Origin of the sequence: Thermodesulfovibrio sp., assembly GCF_049969575.1 — a bacterium.
Classification (GTDB): domain Bacteria; phylum Nitrospirota; class Thermodesulfovibrionia; order Thermodesulfovibrionales; family Thermodesulfovibrionaceae; genus Thermodesulfovibrio; species Thermodesulfovibrio obliviosus.
The window spans coordinates 26,019-43,337 of record NZ_JBMFOO010000002.1 but is presented as its reverse complement, the minus strand read 5'-3'; the positions used below and the strand labels follow the sequence as shown (position 1 = coordinate 43,337).

15 protein-coding genes are annotated in these 17,319 nt (G+C 35.2%); 14 read left to right on the top strand and 1 reads right to left on the bottom strand.

From position 1 onward, the window contains the following. The first annotated feature begins 99 nt into the window (after window positions 1-99). The 14 genes from ACP5O9_RS00930 (at window position 100) to ACP5O9_RS00865 (ending at window position 16,293) form a co-directional block, all read left to right on the top strand. The gene (locus ACP5O9_RS00930; RefSeq protein ID WP_353686866.1) at window positions 100-870 is read left to right on the top strand and encodes an MlaE family ABC transporter permease; all 771 of its coding nucleotides are present in this window, start codon (window positions 100-102) and stop codon (window positions 868-870) included. Next, entirely contained in the window at window positions 867-1,622 is a 756-nt protein-coding gene (locus tag ACP5O9_RS00925) for an ABC transporter ATP-binding protein (protein WP_353687080.1), read from the top strand. Before ACP5O9_RS00930 ends, ACP5O9_RS00925 begins: the two co-directional genes overlap by 4 nt. Continuing rightward, window positions 1,603-2,046: an outer membrane lipid asymmetry maintenance protein MlaD gene (mlaD, locus tag ACP5O9_RS00920; RefSeq protein ID WP_353686867.1), complete on the top strand. Its 444-nt coding sequence runs from the start codon at window positions 1,603-1,605 to the stop codon at window positions 2,044-2,046. The genes ACP5O9_RS00925 and mlaD overlap by 20 nt, the downstream gene beginning before the upstream one ends. Continuing rightward, complete coding sequence (locus ACP5O9_RS00915; RefSeq protein ID WP_428723261.1) at window positions 2,027-3,388, top strand: TolC family protein; 1,362 nt, start codon at window positions 2,027-2,029, stop codon at window positions 3,386-3,388. The genes mlaD and ACP5O9_RS00915 overlap by 20 nt, the downstream gene beginning before the upstream one ends. Next, window positions 3,388-3,993, top strand: coding sequence for an MlaC/ttg2D family ABC transporter substrate-binding protein (locus ACP5O9_RS00910; RefSeq protein WP_353686869.1), 606 nt, complete (start codon window positions 3,388-3,390; stop codon window positions 3,991-3,993). Before ACP5O9_RS00915 ends, ACP5O9_RS00910 begins: the two co-directional genes overlap by 1 nt. 1 nt (window position 3,994) lies before the next feature. Further along, complete coding sequence (locus ACP5O9_RS00905; RefSeq protein ID WP_424904692.1) at window positions 3,995-4,471, top strand: response regulator; 477 nt, start codon at window positions 3,995-3,997, stop codon at window positions 4,469-4,471. A 4-nt stretch (window positions 4,472-4,475) separates the two neighbouring features. Then, a complete protein-coding gene (locus ACP5O9_RS00900; protein ID WP_428723260.1) occupies window positions 4,476-7,301 on the top strand; it encodes a valine--tRNA ligase in 2,826 nt (941 codons plus the stop codon). Window positions 7,302-7,310: 9 nt separating this feature from the next. Continuing rightward, window positions 7,311-7,790 carry a hypothetical protein gene (locus tag ACP5O9_RS00895; RefSeq protein ID WP_424904694.1) on the top strand — a complete coding sequence of 160 codons (480 nt, stop codon included), beginning with the start codon at window positions 7,311-7,313 and terminating at the stop codon, window positions 7,788-7,790. Beyond that, on the top strand, window positions 7,791-8,648 hold the full coding sequence (gene nadC / locus ACP5O9_RS00890) for a carboxylating nicotinate-nucleotide diphosphorylase (protein ID WP_428723259.1): 858 nt from the start codon (window positions 7,791-7,793) through the stop codon (window positions 8,646-8,648). 2 nt (window positions 8,649-8,650) lie between these two features. Continuing rightward, complete coding sequence (purM, locus tag ACP5O9_RS00885; RefSeq protein ID WP_428723295.1) at window positions 8,651-9,673, top strand: phosphoribosylformylglycinamidine cyclo-ligase; 1,023 nt, start codon at window positions 8,651-8,653, stop codon at window positions 9,671-9,673. Beyond that, the gene (locus tag ACP5O9_RS00880) at window positions 9,670-10,833 is read left to right on the top strand and encodes a sensor histidine kinase (RefSeq protein ID WP_353686875.1); all 1,164 of its coding nucleotides are present in this window, start codon (window positions 9,670-9,672) and stop codon (window positions 10,831-10,833) included. Before purM ends, ACP5O9_RS00880 begins: the two co-directional genes overlap by 4 nt. Continuing rightward, window positions 10,820-12,229 (top strand): sigma-54-dependent transcriptional regulator, encoded by a 1,410-nt coding sequence (locus ACP5O9_RS00875; RefSeq protein WP_428723258.1) that lies wholly within the window; start codon window positions 10,820-10,822, stop codon window positions 12,227-12,229. Before ACP5O9_RS00880 ends, ACP5O9_RS00875 begins: the two co-directional genes overlap by 14 nt. A 247-nt stretch (window positions 12,230-12,476) precedes the next feature. Beyond that, the gene (gene fdnG, locus ACP5O9_RS00870; protein WP_428723257.1) at window positions 12,477-15,539 is read left to right on the top strand and encodes a formate dehydrogenase-N subunit alpha; all 3,063 of its coding nucleotides are present in this window, start codon (window positions 12,477-12,479) and stop codon (window positions 15,537-15,539) included. Between the two features lie 10 nt (window positions 15,540-15,549). After that, complete coding sequence (locus tag ACP5O9_RS00865; RefSeq protein ID WP_424904698.1) at window positions 15,550-16,293, top strand: 4Fe-4S dicluster domain-containing protein; 744 nt, start codon at window positions 15,550-15,552, stop codon at window positions 16,291-16,293. Between the two features lie 38 nt (window positions 16,294-16,331). Here ACP5O9_RS00865 and ACP5O9_RS00860 read toward each other — a convergent pair whose 3' ends face one another. Continuing rightward, a complete protein-coding gene (locus ACP5O9_RS00860; RefSeq protein WP_424904699.1) occupies window positions 16,332-17,306 on the bottom strand; it encodes a radical SAM/SPASM domain-containing protein in 975 nt (324 codons plus the stop codon). Window positions 17,307-17,319: the final 13 nt, after the last annotated feature.

Genomic DNA, 17,319 nt, shown 5'->3' with positions numbered 1-17,319 from the left:
GACATCTCCTTTTTTAAAAATTTTTTTACTTTAACATTAAATTAGAATTTTAAGCAAATATTGACAAAAAAAGACCAAAATATATATTTTAAAAATTCAATGACAAAATTTATAAAATTTCTCGGTAAATACGCAATAGAGCTTTTTATATTTCTTGGAAGAATGTTTATTTTTCTTGTTGATTCAATTTATTACATTTTTACCCCTCCATTTAAATTTAAAAATTTTCTCAGACAGGTAAGGTTTTTTGGAAATAAATCAATGATTGTTGTGATTTTTACAGGTGCTTTCAGTGGAATGGTTTTGGCTCTTCAAGGATTTTACGCATTAAATAAATTTGGTGCAGATGCTTTACTCGGTCCTGTTGTTGCTCTTTCTCTCATAAGAGAGCTTGGTCCTGTTTTATGTGCATTGATGGTTACAGGAAGAGCTGGTTCTGCAGTAACAGCTGAAATTGGAATTATGAGAATCACTGAACAGATTGATGCTCTGACTGTTATGGCTGTAAATCCCATGAAATATGTGGTTGTTCCAAATATTCTTGCAGGGATAGTTACCTTTCCTCTTTTAACAGCAATTTTTGATGTTGTTGGAATTTATGGTGGCTATGTGGTTTCTGTTCATGCTCTTGGACTCAGTGAAGGCACCTATTTTTCTCAGATGGAGTTGTATGTGGATATGGAAGATATAAGAATTGGCTTATACAAATCACTGAGTTTTGGTTTACTTGTTACATGGATATGCACATTTATGGGTTATTATGCTGGTTATGGAGCAAGAGGAGTAAGCAGAGCAACAACAAATGCTGTTGTTCTTTCTTCTGTTGTTATACTTATATGGGATTATATGCTTGGAGCCTTTTTATTGTGATTGAAATAAAAGAGCTTTACAAATCATTTGGAAAACAACAGGTTTTAAAGGGTGTTAATTTAATTATAAATGAAGGTGAAGTAACTGCTATAATTGGAAGAAGTGGGGGTGGTAAATCTGTTCTTCTTAAGCATATTGTGGGATTATTAAAGCCAGACAAAGGAAGTGTTTTTATAAAAGGCATGGACATAACAAAGCTTAAAGGCAGCCAACTCGATGAAATAAGAGCAGACATTGGAGTTGTTTTCCAGGGAGGAGCTCTCTTTGATTCAATGACTGTGTATGATAATGTTGCCTTTCCTCTTACAGAGAAAACAAAATTGAATAAAAAAGAGATTAACGACAGAGTTATGAAAGCTTTAAGTGATGTAGGACTTCAGGGCATGGAATACAAATATCCCGCTGAGCTTAGTGGAGGAATGCGTAAAAGAGTTGCTCTTGCAAGGGCTTTAATAGCTCATCCAAAGATAATTCTTTTTGATGAACCAACAACAGGACTTGATCCAATTCTGGTTCGCTCAATTCATAAGCTTATAAGAGACACTCAAAGACAGTATGGATTTACTGGATTAATAATAAGTCATGAAATTCCAGAGATTTTTGAGATTTCAGACAGAGTTGCTATGCTTCATGATGGAAAAATTGTTGAAATTGGAACTCCAGAAGAAATTCAAAAAAGTGAAAACATTGTTGTAAAAAATTTTATAATGGGAATAGAAAACGGAGGAAGCAATGAAAAGGGAAAATCTTGAAATAATAGTTGGAGTATTTGTTTTGATCGGCATTCTTGCACTTGGCTGGCTTTCTTTCAGACTTGGTAAGATTGATATGTTTCAGAGTGGTTATTACACTGTTTATGCAGAGTTTGACAAAGTAGGAGGAATTAAAAAAGGCTCTGTTGTCGAGATTGCAGGAGTTCCTGTTGGTTCTGTTGAGAAGGTTACTCTTAACAATAGATACCAGGCAGTGGTAGAGCTTAAAATACTAAATTCAATCAAACTTCCCGAGGATTCTATTGCTTCTGTAAGAACAAAAGGATTAATTGGCGAAAAATATATTCAGATTACACCTGGTGGTTCTGAGCAATATATTGCACACAATGGTAAAATTAGAGAGACAGAGTCATCTATAGATATAGAGGAGGTATTATCAAAATATGTGTTCGGGAAAATTTAAAATTTTAATTATTTTTACTGTAGTTCTGCTTTCTTCAGTTTGTTTTGCAGAAGATAAAGTTATTGTTGACCTTAAAGGGTGCATTGAAAGAGCTGTTAAATTTCATCCAGAGCTTGGTGAATACAAACAGGACATTGAAATCTATAAAGCAAAACTTAGTGAGGCTCAGGCTGCAGTATTTCCACAGATTGAGCTTATGGCTTTAGCAGGTCCATCTCCTGAGGCACGCAAAGAAGCAATATCTCCAGAGATAAGAACTGATGTTAAATCAACCACAATTAATGGTGTTTTTGGCATGATTACAATGCAGCTGCTTCAGCCAATTTATACCTTTGGAAAGATTTCAGGATACAAGAAAGCAGCCCAAGGAGGGATAAAGGTTTCAGAGGCAGAGCTTGAAAAAAAACGTTCAGAAATTATTTTAAAGACAAAGGAACTTTACTGGAGCCTTTCTATGATAAGGGATTTGAGGATGCTTGCCAATGAGATAAAGGATGAACTTGAAAAGGCAATAAAAAGAACTGAAGAGGATTTAAAAAAAGATATTCCCTCTACTGATGAACTCACTCTTTACAAACTTAAAACTTATTTAGGTGAAGTTAAAAGAAATTTAAATGAAATTGACAAAAATGAAGCAATAATAATAGAAGCTTTGAAATTCATGACAGGAACTCCACAGAATACAAAGCTTGAGATAATTACAGAACCTTTAAAATATGAAGAAGCATACATCAGACCGGATGAGTTAATTGCAAAGGCTTTTCAGCTAAGACCTGAAATGATACAGATCAAAGAAGGACTTAAAGCAAAACAGGCTCTGGTTGATGTTGAAAAGAGCAACTTTTATCCTCAGATATTTTTCCTTATTAAAGGCTCTCTCGCAGGTGCTACAAACCGAGACAGAATACATAATCCCTACATTTCTGATCCTCTTAATGACTCAATGCTGGCTGCAGTAGTTGGTATGAAACTTAACATTGATTTTGGAATAACAAAGGGAAAAGTAAGAGAGGCTCGGATTGAGTATCAAAAAATTCTTGAAAAGAAAAAACTTGCTGAACAGGGAATTCCAGTTCAGATTATGAAAGCCTATTATGAACTCGAGGAAGCAACAAAATCTGCCAGGGATATGGAGGATGCTTATCAAAATGCGAAAAAATGGCTTATAACTGCTCAGGCAAATCTTGATATGGGATTGGGAGAAACAAAGGATTTAGCTGATGCTGTGCTTGCATATGCCACTACAAGAGTAAATCACTTAAAAGCACTTTATAATCAAAAAATGGCTATTGCAAATTTGCTTCAGGCATCTGGACTTGACAGAGAAAGGGAGGTTAAATAATGAAAAAATCTTTAATAATTTTGTTAATTTTAATTTTTACCATATCCGTTGCTTTTGCTATTGTTTCGCCAAAGGAACAGATTAAAAAAACTGTGGATAAGGTAATAAGCATTCTCAAAGACCCTAAGTACAAGGGAGAAAAGAGGCAGCAGAGAAGAGCTGCATTGAGAGCAGAAATCAGTAAAGTTTTTGATTTTGATGAAATGGCAAAACGTTCTCTTGGTATTTACTGGAGAGACAGAACACCTCAGGAGAAAAAAGAGTTTGTTGAACTTTACAAGGACCTTCTTGAAAGGTCTTACAGTGGAAAAATTGAGTCTTACACTACTGAGGAAGTAGTTTATACCGATGAAAGAATTGAAAATGGTAAGTATGCTGAAGTAAAAACAAAGATAATTACAAAAGACAAAAAAGAGATTCCAATTGACTACAGACTTTATTTCAATGGAAAAGAATGGAAGGTCTATGATGTGGTTATTGAAGGAGTCAGCCTTGTAAGTAACTATCGCAGCCAGTTTAACAAGATAATTCGCACTCATTCATATCAGGAACTTGTAAAAAGGATGAAAACAAAACAAGCAGAAGAATTGATGAGGGAGAAGTGATATGTATAAAATTTTTTTATTGGAAAAATTACCCTTTTTGTCGGATTATTTAGGCAGTTTAAAGGAGAATAATTTTTCAATTATAACCTTTTCAGAGACTGATAAAGCTTTGCAGAGCATTGAAGAGCTCAGTCCTCAGTTAATAGTTTTAGGTGTTGATGTAAAAGAGTCAGATTTAATAAACTTTCTTCAAAAAATCAGAGAAAAATACTCTCTTTTATTACCTGTTCTGGCAGTTCTGAATTTTTACTCTTCCATAAATTTTGAGCAATTAAGAAACCTGGGAGTTGATTTCATTGTTAAACCATTTACTTTAGAAGAATTTAAGCAAAAAATACAATCTCTACTGGGCATAAAACAACAGTGTTTTGTTGGGGAAAAAGAAGATGAATTAATTAATAAGCTCAGACCTTATATAAGCAGGGAAGTTAAAAGAGAAATGCAAAATATTTTCAAGAAAATTCTGGAGGTTCTGTAGCAGCATGCTTAACAAAGAACTCATTAGTGAAACCTATCAGCCTCAAGAAGTTGAAATAAAGCTTTATGAATTTTGGGAAGAAAATGGTTTTTTTAAACCCGATCCTGATCCCAAGAAAACGCCTTACTGCATTGTAATTCCGCCTCCAAATGTAACAGGCAGTCTTCATATGGGACATGCTTTAAACGCCACGCTTCAGGATATATTAATCCGGTGGAAAAGAATGCTCGGATATGCTGCTTTATGGGTTCCAGGCACAGACCATGCTGGAATTGCCACTCAAAATGTTGTGGAAAGAGAACTTTTAAAGGAGGGACTGGATAGGTATCAACTTGGTAGAACCGCTTTTCTTCAGAGAGTATGGAATTGGAAGGAATCCTGCGGTGGAAGAATTATAGACCAACTTAAAAGAATAGGTGCATCCTGTGACTGGTCCCGTCTTCGCTTTACAATGGATGAAGGACTTTCAAGAGCTGTTAAAGAAGTTTTCTTAAGACTTTTTGAAGAAGGCTTGATATACAGAGACTTAAGACTCATAAACTGGTGTCCAAGATGTCATACGGCTCTTTCTGACCTTGAAGTAGAACATGAAGAAATTGAAGGAAAGCTTTACTATATAAAGTATCCTTTAAAAGATGATCCTGAGCAATCCATTACAGTTGCAACAACTCGTCCAGAGACCATGCTTGGTGATACAGCTGTTGCTGTTAATCCTGAAGACAAAAGATATAAAAATTTGATTGGTAAAATTCTCATTCTTCCTCTTATGAACAGGGAGATTCCTTTAATTGCAGACAGTGCTGTTGATATGGAGTTTGGAACAGGTGCTGTAAAAGTTACTCCATCCCATGATTTCAATGATGCTGAGATTGCTCAGAGACACAATCTTCCCTACTTATGTGTAATTGATGAAGAAGGAAAAATGACAGAGGAAGCTGGTAAGTATAAGGGACTTGATAGATATGAGGCGAGAAAGCGAATAATTGAAGACCTTGCACAACTTGGACTTCTTGAAAAAATAGAAAAGCACAAACATGCTGTTGGACATTGCTACAGATGTAAAACAGTTATTGAACCATTTCAAACAGTTCAGTGGTATGTGAAAATAAAACCTTTAGCTGAGGAAGCAGTAAGGGTTGTAGAGGAGGATAAAATAAGATTTATTCCTGAAGGATGGGTTAACAACTACTATGCCTGGATGCGTGATATAAAGGATTGGTGCATTTCAAGGCAGCTTTGGTGGGGGCATAGAATTCCTGTATGGTATTGTGCAAAATGCAAAACAGAAAAAGGCGTTGAACATGGCGATCTGATAGAAATTTTATTCTATAAACCCTTTATCTTTAATGGAAGACAAATATGGAGCGGTACCTACAATGAATTAAGAAGACTTGGCATTACTAAAGAAGACATTGAACAGACAGCAAAGATGATCAAAATTCCAAAGGAAATTTCTCATTTTGCAAGCAGAACCGAACCCCGGGTTTGTCCAAAATGTGGCAGTGAAGAATTGATACAGGATCCTGATGTCTTAGATACATGGTTTTCGTCAGCACTATGGCCTTTTTCTACACTTGGATGGCCTGAGGAAACAGAAGATTTAAAAAGATTTTATCCTACAAGTGTTCTTGTTACTGGTTTTGACATAATATTTTTCTGGGTTGCAAGAATGATAATGATGGGAATTAAGTTCATGAAGGATGTTCCATTTAGAGATGTTTACATTCATGCCCTTGTTAGGGATTCAAAGGGACAAAAGATGAGCAAATCAAAGGGTAATGTAATAGACCCTCTTGTGATGATTGAAAAATATGGAGCAGATGCATTTAGATTCACCCTTGCAGCCTTTGCAGCACAGGGCAGAGATATAAAATTTTCAGAGGATAGAGTAGAAGGATACAGGCATTTTATAAACAAAATATGGAATGCCATGAAGTTTATAATGAGCTTTGCTCATCTAAGAACAAAGGAAAAAGTTACACTGCAAGAGCTAAGTCTCAAAAACAGATGGATTCTGTCAAAACTTTCAGAAACCATAGAAAAAACGAATCAAGCTTTACATGCATATAGATTTAATGATGCAGCAAACTCAGTTTATCAATTCCTGTGGCATGAATTCTGTGACTGGTACATAGAGCTAAGCAAGGTTGTATTGTACTCTGAATCTGAAAACAAGGAAGAAACTGTTAATTGTTTATTTTATGTTTTTGAAAGTGTTTTAAAACTTTTGCACCCCTTTATGCCTTATGTAACAGAATACATATGGCTTAATGTATTAAAGAAAGAACAATCAATCATGATTTCTTCTTATCCATCTATTGAGTCAGTAACCACAGATGAAGAAGCCATTAAAAAAATGGACTACATAATAGAGGCAATCTCTGGAGTAAGAAGCATTCGTGGAGAATTGAATATATCTCCATCAGTAAATCTGGAAGTATTTATCAAGCCAATATCTGCAGAGGCTGAGCAGGTTTTAAATGAGGGATATCAATTTATTTTAAAACTTGCCAGAGCAAAAACATTAAAAATCAGCAAGGACATTGTCAGGCAAAAAGGCTCAGCAGTTTCAGTAAAAAAAGAGTTTGAAATTTATATTCCTGTAAAAGAAATGATAAACATAGACGAGGAAAAAAAGAGGCTTTTAAAGGAACTTCAGAAGACTGAAGCAGACATAAAATTTCTTAACAAAAAATTGATGAATGAAGATTTTATAAAAAATGCACCTAAAGAAGTAGTTGAGAAAGATAGAGAAAAATATGAGGAGCTTTTGGTTAAAAGTGATAAAATAAAAGAGAATCTCAAGGTTCTTGAAGAATTATCAGATTAGGAGGAAAAGATGGAAGAAAAAATAGAAATTGAAGGACAGAGTATGGATATAGTTGAAGCAGAGTTTCTCACTATAAAACAAAGTACAGCAAGGGCTGTTGAAGCAGGCAATGCAGAAATGCAGCAAGTTTGTGCATTAAGTATTGATTCAGAAAAAGCGGAAATTACGCAAGGAGCAATAGGATTTGTAAGAGCTAATGAATTGAGTATGAATCAGTGCATAAGTGGAGTTTCAATGGGAGAGAAAACTGATGTTAACTTTTCTCTCTGTCCTGTGGCTATTGGTAGAGATGAAGCTGAAGTGAAAAGATCAGCAGCAGGTATAATTATAGGAAGTAATGTTGAGGTTAAAAATTCAGCCAGTGTTATTTTAATAGGTAAAAACATTCAGGGAAATGTTACCACGCTTTTTGACTGGAAGAGCGCTCTTGCAATTACAGCAGTTGCAGGAGGAATTTATGGATTTTTAAGACTTCTTTTAAAAAGATAAATGTATACTTCACTGATTGATGAAGTTTTCAGAATAGCCATCTTAGAGGATATTGGAAAAGGTGATATAACTTCAGAAGTAATTGTCCCTGAACAGTGTAATGCTGTTGCTCAGATAATATGTAAAGAAAATTTGATTCTTGCAGGAATGCCTTTTGTAAAAAGATTTTTCAGTATACTGTCTTCAGTCTTCGGTCTTCAGCCTGACAACTTATGCTTTGAGGAATACTACAGAGATGGTGATTTTATTGAAAAAGGCAATGCAATTGCCACACTTAAAGGCAATGCAAGATTGCTTCTTGCAGGAGAAAGAACAGCCTTAAATCTTTTACAGAGACTTTCAGGGATTGCCACTTTAACAGGAGAATTTGTTAAAAAAATCAAAGACATTCCGGTAAAAATTCTTGACACAAGAAAAACAACTCCTGGATTAAGATTTATGGAGAAATATGCTGTAAGAATTGCAGGAGCACACAATCATCGTTTTGCTCTTTACGATGCAGTTTTAATAAAGGACAATCACATTAAAATCGCAGGCTCTGTAAGAGAGGCAGTGTTTAAAGCTAAAAAATCATGTATTTATCAAAAAATTGAAATTGAAGTAAAAAGTATTGAAGAGCTTGAGGAAGCAATTGATGCAGGAGCAGACATTGTGATGCTTGACAATATGGATATTGAAACAATGAAAAAGGCTGTAGCAATTGCAAAAGGCAGAGTCTTACTTGAAGCCTCAGGTGGTGTTAATCTTGAAAATGTAAGAGACATTGCTTTAACAGGTGTGGATTTTATTTCTGCTGGAGCCTTAACTCATTCTGCCAGAGCTGTTGATATAAGTATGAAAATTAAGGAGGTTTTATGAGCATTACATATAAACAGGCTGGTGTTGATATTAATGAAGCAGACAAATTTATAAAAATGATTTCTCCTCTGGTGAAGACAACTTTCCGGAAAGAGGTTCTTACTGATATAGGGCTTTTTGCAGGATTATTTAGGCTGGACATGAAAAAATACAGACAACCAGTGCTTGTCAGTGGCACAGATGGAGTTGGGACAAAGCTTAAAATTGCCTTTGAAGCAAACAGACATGATACAGTTGGAATAGACCTTGTTGCCATGTGTGTGAATGATATTTTAACATTAGGTGCAGAGCCTTTATTTTTTCTTGATTATTTTGCTGTAGGTAAGCTTAATGCTGAAAGAGCAACTCAGGTCATAAAAGGCATTGTTGAAGGATGCAGACAGGCAGGTTGTGCTCTCATAGGAGGAGAGACAGCTGAGATGCCAGGATTTTATAAAAAAAATGAATATGATCTCTCAGGTTTTGCTGTTGGAGTAGTGAATAAAGGTGAAATTATTGATGGAACAGAAATAAAAGAGGGAGATTCAATAATAGGTGTTGCTTCTTCAGGACTTCACAGCAATGGCTTTTCTCTTGTAAGAAAAGTTCTTTTTGATAGAGCAAAAATGAAAATTGATCAATATGTTGCAGAGCTGGGTTGCAGTCTTGCTGATGAATTACTGAAGCCAACAAAAATTTATGTTAAAGCCTATTTTGCTCTTAAGGGAAGGGTTAAAGTTAAAGGCATGGCACATATAACAGGTGGTGGAATTCCTGGAAATCTGCCAAGAATTTTTCCTGAAAATAAAACTGCTGTGATATATAAAAATCAATGGCATATTCATCCAGTATTTCAGCTTATTCAGACAGCAGGAAAAGTTAAAGAATCAGAGATGTTTAAAGTTTTCAATATGGGAATAGGCTATGTTTTTATCATTGACAGTAAAGATGTGAAAAAGGCATTGAATATTTTAAATAAAAAAGGATACAGAGCTTATTTAATCGGTGAAGTAATCAAAGGTAAAGGAAAAATCAAAATAGAATGAAGATATTTCATAGAGAAATCCAATTAAGAGAAGTTTTTTTTAAATTTATAGATTCCTATTCAGAGCCGTTAGTTCTCTTTGATCCTGAAAGAATAGATATAATCTACCTGAATCAGTCTGCAAGAGATTTTTTAGGTGAACATTCAGATTTATCGGAATTTTTTGAAGAACAGGAGTATAGAAATTTTATTAAATTAATTCATGATTGCCATAGAATAGAAGAGCAAAGGGTTATAAGTTATAGAAAACATGATGGCAGTAAAGGAGTTTTGCTTTTCAGTTTATATCCAGTGATGTGGGAGGACCAGAGGGTTGTGTTTTTTAAATTTAATGACATAACGGCAAAGATAAAGAAAAAGGAAGCAAAGAAAAGAAGAAATGCTCAATTGATACTGAAGGATAAACTAAAATCAATTGATCTGGTTACCTCAAGCATATCACACGAAATAAACAACATATGTAATTTTATGGTTAATAATCTCAGAATTACATTGCATACTTGGCATGATGTTTTTAAGCTTATTAAAGAATATGAGAGCGAAAATGGTGAATTTTTATTGGGAGGAATTTCTTCTAAGGAAGTTGATAAAATTGTTCCAAGACTTATGCTGTCAATTATGGAAGGTATAACAAGAATTTCAGATACAATTGATGACTTCAGAAAATACATTAAAGAAGGTTTAAAATCTGAATATTCAATTATTGATGTAAATGAAGTGATAAAGAGAGTAGTAACAATACTCAATCATCATATTTTTATGCATACTGAAAATTTTAATCTTAATCTCCACGAAGAATTGCCAAAAATAAGAGGCAATACGCAAAAGCTTGAGCAGGTTATAATAAATCTGTTAATGAATGCCTTACAGGCATTGCCAGATAGAGGAAGAGGAATTTTCCTATCCACAGGGATAAAAGGAGACAAGATATATATTGAAATCAGAGATGAAGGTATTGGAATTTCTAAGGATATAATGCCTTATATTTTTGAACCATTTTTTTCAACAAAATATGCATCAGGTGGCTCTGGGCTTGGACTTTATCTTTCAAAGTCTATTATAGAAGAGCTTGGCGGAGAAATCACCATCAAATCAGAAGAAAGCAAAGGTACGCAAATAATTATTTATCTGCCTTGTTATGACAGAGATGGAAAATTTTAATTATTCTGTTGCAATAATAGATGATGAAAGGGAGTCTTTATATACCTATTCGTTAATTCTGAAACAGTCGGGAATTAATGATGTTGTTTTGATTGAGGATCCACGGGAACTTCCTGTTGTTCTAAAAGAAAGATCATTCTCTATTTTACTCCTTGACCTTTCAATGCCCCATATCTCAGGTTTTGAACTTTTAAAATACTTATCACTGGAATATCCAGAAATTCCTGTAATTATATTAACAGCAATAAAAGACATAGAAACAGCTGTTGAGTGCATAAAAATAGGTGCTTCAGATTATCTGGTAAAGCCTGTTGAAAAAAATAAGCTGATTTCATCAATAAAAAAAGCACTGGAAATGAATCGTCTGAAAGAGGAAATTTTAGGATTAAAACACCGATTAATAGAAGATAAACTTGAATATGAAGAGGCTTTTTCAGAAATTATTACTGTAAATCAGAAAATGAGAGGTATTTTTAAATACATAGAAGTAATATCCAAAACAGAGCAACCTGTTTTAATAACAGGTGAAACAGGTACAGGAAAGGAACTTGTAGCAAGGGCAATTCATAAAATAAGTGGCAGGAAAGGTGAGTTTGTGGCAGTAAATGTTGCAGGGCTTGATGATACAATGTTTTCTGATACTTTGTTCGGTCATAGGAAAGGAGCATTCACAGGAGCAATATCCAACAGAGAAGGAATGATTTCAAGGGCAAGAGGTGGAACTCTTTTTCTTGATGAGATTGGAGATTTGTCTGAAGCCTCTCAACTCAAGCTTTTAAGAGTTATTCAGGAAAGAGTTTATTATCCTCTTGGTTCCGATATTGCAAAAAGCACTGATGCAAGAATTATAGTTGCAACAAATCAGGATATACATGATATGGTTAACAAAGGAGCCTTCCGAAAGGATCTATTTTACAGACTCAAAGCACATCATGTTCATCTTCCACCTTTAAGAGAGAGAAAGGATGACATACCTGTTTTGCTTGACCATTTTATTGAAGAATCTGCAAAGGAACTGGGAAAGAAACCACCTAAATATCCAGAAGAATTAATAATTCTTTTAACAAATTACTCTTTTCCAGGCAATATAAGAGAGCTTAAAATGATAGTCTATGATGCAGTTGCTCGGTGTAAATCCTCTATTTTATCATTGGAAGTCTTCAAAGAGATGATAGACATAAGCAATTCCATTGATAAAGAGCTTAAAAATGAGATAGTAAAATTTTATATACAAATGAGATTTCCCGATAAACTTCCCACATTAAAGGAGATGGAAGAACTACTTATCAATGAAGCATTAAGAAGAGCCAAAGGAAATCAGGGAATTGCAGCTTCAATGCTTGGTATAACAAGGCAGGCATTGAATAAAAGATTGAATAAATTGCATAAAAAATAACCCCCTGAAAAAATTTTTTATAAATCATCTTTTTAGCAACTATAGTTGCACCCTTTTTATTTAAAAGTCTCTGAATTATTTAGAAATTTTATTTGGCATATAGATTGTTAATAGAGTAATTAGATGAACCGATTAACTTTTCCATACAGCCCCCTGATAAGTTTAATCGGTGGACAGGAGAAGCACTTGAGGTATGAAAACTCAAGGCTTCTCTCTTTATTATTAAAAAAATTAAGGAGGAGGTTATATGGAACTTACCAGACGAAGTTTTCTGAAAATCTCCACAGGTGCCCTGCTTCTTAGCTCACTGGGGCTTAATCTTGAGCCTGCAAAAGCCTATGCAGCAGAGCTAAGAACAAAGGGCGCAAAGGAGATAACCCACATTTGTCCTTACTGTGGTTTTGGCTGCGGAGTAATTGCTTATGTAAAAGAAGGTAAGGTTCAGAGCATAGCAGGTGATCCTGATAATCCTCAAAATGAAGGTTCTCTTTGTCCAAAAGGTGCAGCACTTTATCAACTTGTGAATAATCCTAATAGAATAACCGAGCCAATGTATCGTGCACCTGGAGCAACAGAGTGGAAAAAAATCAGTTGGGAAGAGGCTTTAAACAGAATAGCACGGCTTGTGAAAAAAACAAGAGATAAGTATTTCATTACAAAAAATTCAAAGGGCCAGGTAGTAAACAGAGTTGATGCAATTGCTCATGTTGGCTCAGCAGCCTTAGAAAATGAAGAATGCTATCTTCTTCAAAAATTAATGCGTTCATGGGGGCTTGTCTATATCGAACATCAAGCGCGTATATGACACTCCCCTACTGTAGCGGCTCTGGCAGAGTCGTTTGGTAGAGGGGCAATGACAAATCATTGGATTGATTTCAGAAATGCAGATGTAATACTTAACATGGGTGGTAACACTGCTGAATGCCATCCAATGTCAATGAAGTGGATAATGAAGGCAAAGGAACAAAGAGGAGCTAAGCTTATTGTTGTTGATCCTCGTTTTACGAGAACAGCCTCAAAGGCAGACCTTTATGTTCCAATTCGTCCAGGAACAGACATAGTATTTATTGGTGGATTAATAAAATACATAATTGATAACAATCTTTACTTCAAGGATTATGTAATAAACTACACTGATGCATCATTCCTTGTTGATCCTAACTTTAAGACTGCTGAAGACCTTGATGGAGTATTTTCAGGATATGATGAGAAAAAGAGAGCCTATGATAAATCAACATGGAAATATCAGCTTGATGAAAATGGAATTCCAAAGAAAGACCCAACACTTCAGGATCCTCATTGTGTATTTCAACTACTTAAAAAACAATACTCAAGATACACTATAGATACAGTATCAAATATTACGGGAGCACCAAAGGATAAAATTGAAGAAGCTTATAAAATTATTGGTTCAACAGGAAAGCCTGATAAAACATGTGTTTCCTCTTATGCAATGGGATGGACTCAACATACAATTGGCACTCAAAACATTAGAGCTTTTTCAATTGTTCAGCTACTTCTTGGAAATATAGGAGTAGCTGGCGGAGGAATTAATGCACAAAGAGGTGAACCCAATGTTCAAGGTTCTACTGACCATGCTCTTCTTTTCCATATACTGCCTGGTTATAATCCTACACCTGTTGCCTCTGATGTTGATTTAAAGACATACATTGAAAAATACACACCAAAGACAAAGGAGCCAAAGAGTGTTAATTGGTGGTCAAACAGACCAAAATATATTATCAGCTATCTTAAAGAGCTTTATGGAGAAAGAGCAACTAAAGACAATGATTTTTGTTATAGCTACCTGCCAAAGAGAGATGATAATCAAAACTGCTCATGGTTAGTGCTATTTGACGAAATGTATAAGGGAAACATTAAAGGATTCTTTGCATGGGGGCAGAATCCTGCATGCGGATCTGCAAATGCAGGAAAAGTAAGAGAGGCTCTTGGAAAGCTTGAATGGCTTGTATGTGTAAATCTATGGGATACTGAGACTTCATCATTCTGGCGCGGTCCTGGAATGGATCCAAAGAAAATTAAAACAGAAGTATTTTTACTACCTGCAGCATCATCCCTTGAAAAAGAAGGAAGCAGAACCAATTCAAGTAGACTTGCTCAGTGGCTGTATCAAGCAGTAAAACCAATTGGTAAATGCAAACCAGATGAGGAGATAATAAATGAACTTTACTGGAGAGTAAAGAAACTTTACGAAAAAGAAAAAGGAGCCTTCCCTGATCCAATAATTTATCTTACATGGGATTATGGAGAAAAAGACAAAAGCGGCAAAGTAAAACATATTGATATTCATAAAGTTGCAAAGGCAATAAATGGATACTTTACAGAAGATGTGCCAGAGCATCCAATAGACAAAAAATCATATAAAAAAGGTCAGCAAGTTCCGTCATTTGTATATTTGCTTGCTGATGGTAGGACTGCTTGTGGTAACTGGCTATACTCGGGTAGTTACACAGATGCTGGCAACATGATGGCAAGAAGAGGGAAAGAAGATCCAACAGGACTGGGGCTTTATCCAAATTGGGCATGGTGCTGGCCTGTAAACAGAAGAATACTTTACAATCGTGCAAGTGTTGATCCACAGGGTAATCCATGGGATCCAAAGAGAGCAGTTATAAAATGGGATCCTGTTAACAAGAAATGGATAGGCGATGTTCCTGATGGACCGGCACCACCACTTGCAATGGAAGGAGGAAAACTTCCATTCATAATGAAGCCATCAGGAGTTGGAACAATATTTGGGGCAGGACTTGCAGATGGACCATTCCCGACACATTATGAGCCTTTAGAGTGTCCATTTATGGAGAATCCTCTTTATAAAAAGACAAGAATCAATCCTACGATAAAAATATTTGGAACAAAAGCTGATGTTTTTGTTTATTGTGATTCAAGATATCCCTATGTCGGAACAACCTATAGAGTAACAGAGCATTGGCAGACTGGAGCAATGACAAGACATCAAGACTGGTTAATGGAACTTGAACCCCAGATATTTGCAGAAATAGATCCTGTGCTTGCTAAAGAAAAAGGAATAAAAAGTGGAGACAAAGTAATAGTTTCATCTCCAAGAGGAAAAATCTGGGCAATCGCGATTGTTACTCCAAGACTTCAACCATTTAAGGTGATGGGTCAGACTATTCATATTGTAGGAATTCCATGGCATTATGGATGGAGATTTCCAAAAGATGGTTCTGGTGGTGATAGTGCAAATCTTCTTACTCCAACAGTAGGTGATGCAAATACCATGATACCTGAGACAAAGGCATTCATGGTAAACATAGAAAAGGCATAGGAGGTTGAACATGGCACGCAAAGCATTATTAATAACACCTGATATATGCATAGGATGTAGAGCCTGTCAGATTGCATGTAAGGACTGGAATCAACTTCCTGCAACAAAGACAAAAAATAGAGGAACCCATGAAAACCCACCTGATCTTGATGAAAATAATTTCAATAGAATTCGTTTTATTGAGCATACTGATTCAAAGACAGTTCGCTGGCTCTTTGTAAGCCAGCGGTGTATGCATTGTGGTGAGCCTGCCTGTGTTCAGATATGTCCTGTGGGTGCACTTCAGAAAGACAAAGAAACAGGCATTGTTTACTATGACAAAAACAAATGCATAGCCTGTCATGCCTGTCGTTCAGCCTGTCCTTTTGATATTCCAAGATATGATCAAGGTGGAAAAGGCAAAATTGCAAAGTGTCACATGTGTATTGATAGAGTTCGTGCTGGACTTACACCTGCATGTGCAAGAACCTGCCCAACAGGAGCAATAAAATTTGGAGACAGAGATGCATTGATTAAAGAAGCAAAGTCAAAGGGATTCAAACTCTATGGAGAGACAGATCTTGGAGGATTAGGAGTTGTGTATGCACTTAAGGATTCACCAAAGGTTTACAAGCTTGCTGAAAATCCTCGTATATCCGAGTCTGTCGCATTCTGGGGCTCTGTGTTAAGAACACTTGTTGGAAGAAGTGGTTCAACAACTTCATCCTTCATAAGATATCTCACTCAGAAAACTAAAGAAGAAGTGAAGAAATAATTTTGACTGAGGGGAGGTTATTAAGTCCTCCCCTCAATTTATAATTCTAATATCCTGTGTTTTGGACAATTATTGCATGGCAAAGTGGAATTATTCGAAATAAATTTTTTCCTGAAATCCTTTGAGTTTTTCAAAATAGATGGTAGAGTTTTTTCAGTTATATTACCAAAATAAAGATTATTAAATCCTTCTGCAGGAATTCCTGTGAAAACACAGGCAGAAACATATCCAAGAGAGTTTATAAAAATTGCTTTCAATGGGTTTTCAGAACAGCTTTCTCCCTTTTTAAATGGATGTGGAATATTAAAAGATATTGATAAATTAAGTTTTTTACCTTCTTTTATAACATTGACTGCTTTGTTTTTTAAAGTATTGAATTCTTCCTCTGTTTCAGGAATAAGGGATTCATTTTTAAGAGAAGAATCAGGAATGAAATCAAGAAGGCTAACTACAACATGATCAATTCCTATTTTACTGAAAATCTCAGGAATTTGTTCCAATTCATCAAGATTTGACCTTAGAAGCATGTAGGCAATGTGAATTTTTGGCTTTGAGATTCTATTTTTTCTTTTTCTTTCATTTAATTGTTCAATTACTTTAAAGACTTTGTCAATTTTTGTTCCTGCACGTAATATGTCGTTTTTTTCTATCCCTGTGAGAGAAAAGGCTATTATATCCATCTCAAGCTCAATTATTTTGTCTATGTGGGAGTTTTCAATTAACATTCCGTTTGTTGTTGTTCCAATCATGCATCCTGATTTTTTTGCAATCTCTACAAATTTAAAGAAATTGGGATTACAAAAAGGTTCACCCCATCCTTGAAGATAAAGAAGTTTGACTTTTTTAAGATAAGGCACAATTTTTAAAAATTCATCTATAGTTAAATTTCTGCCTTTCCATGATTTTCTGTGTGTTGTATGGGGACAGTAAAAACATGAAGCATTACAAAGTCCTGAAACTTCAATTTGAATCCAGTCAAGATGAGGCATTAGGATTTTTTCAATGAGTTTCATCTAAGTTATTATA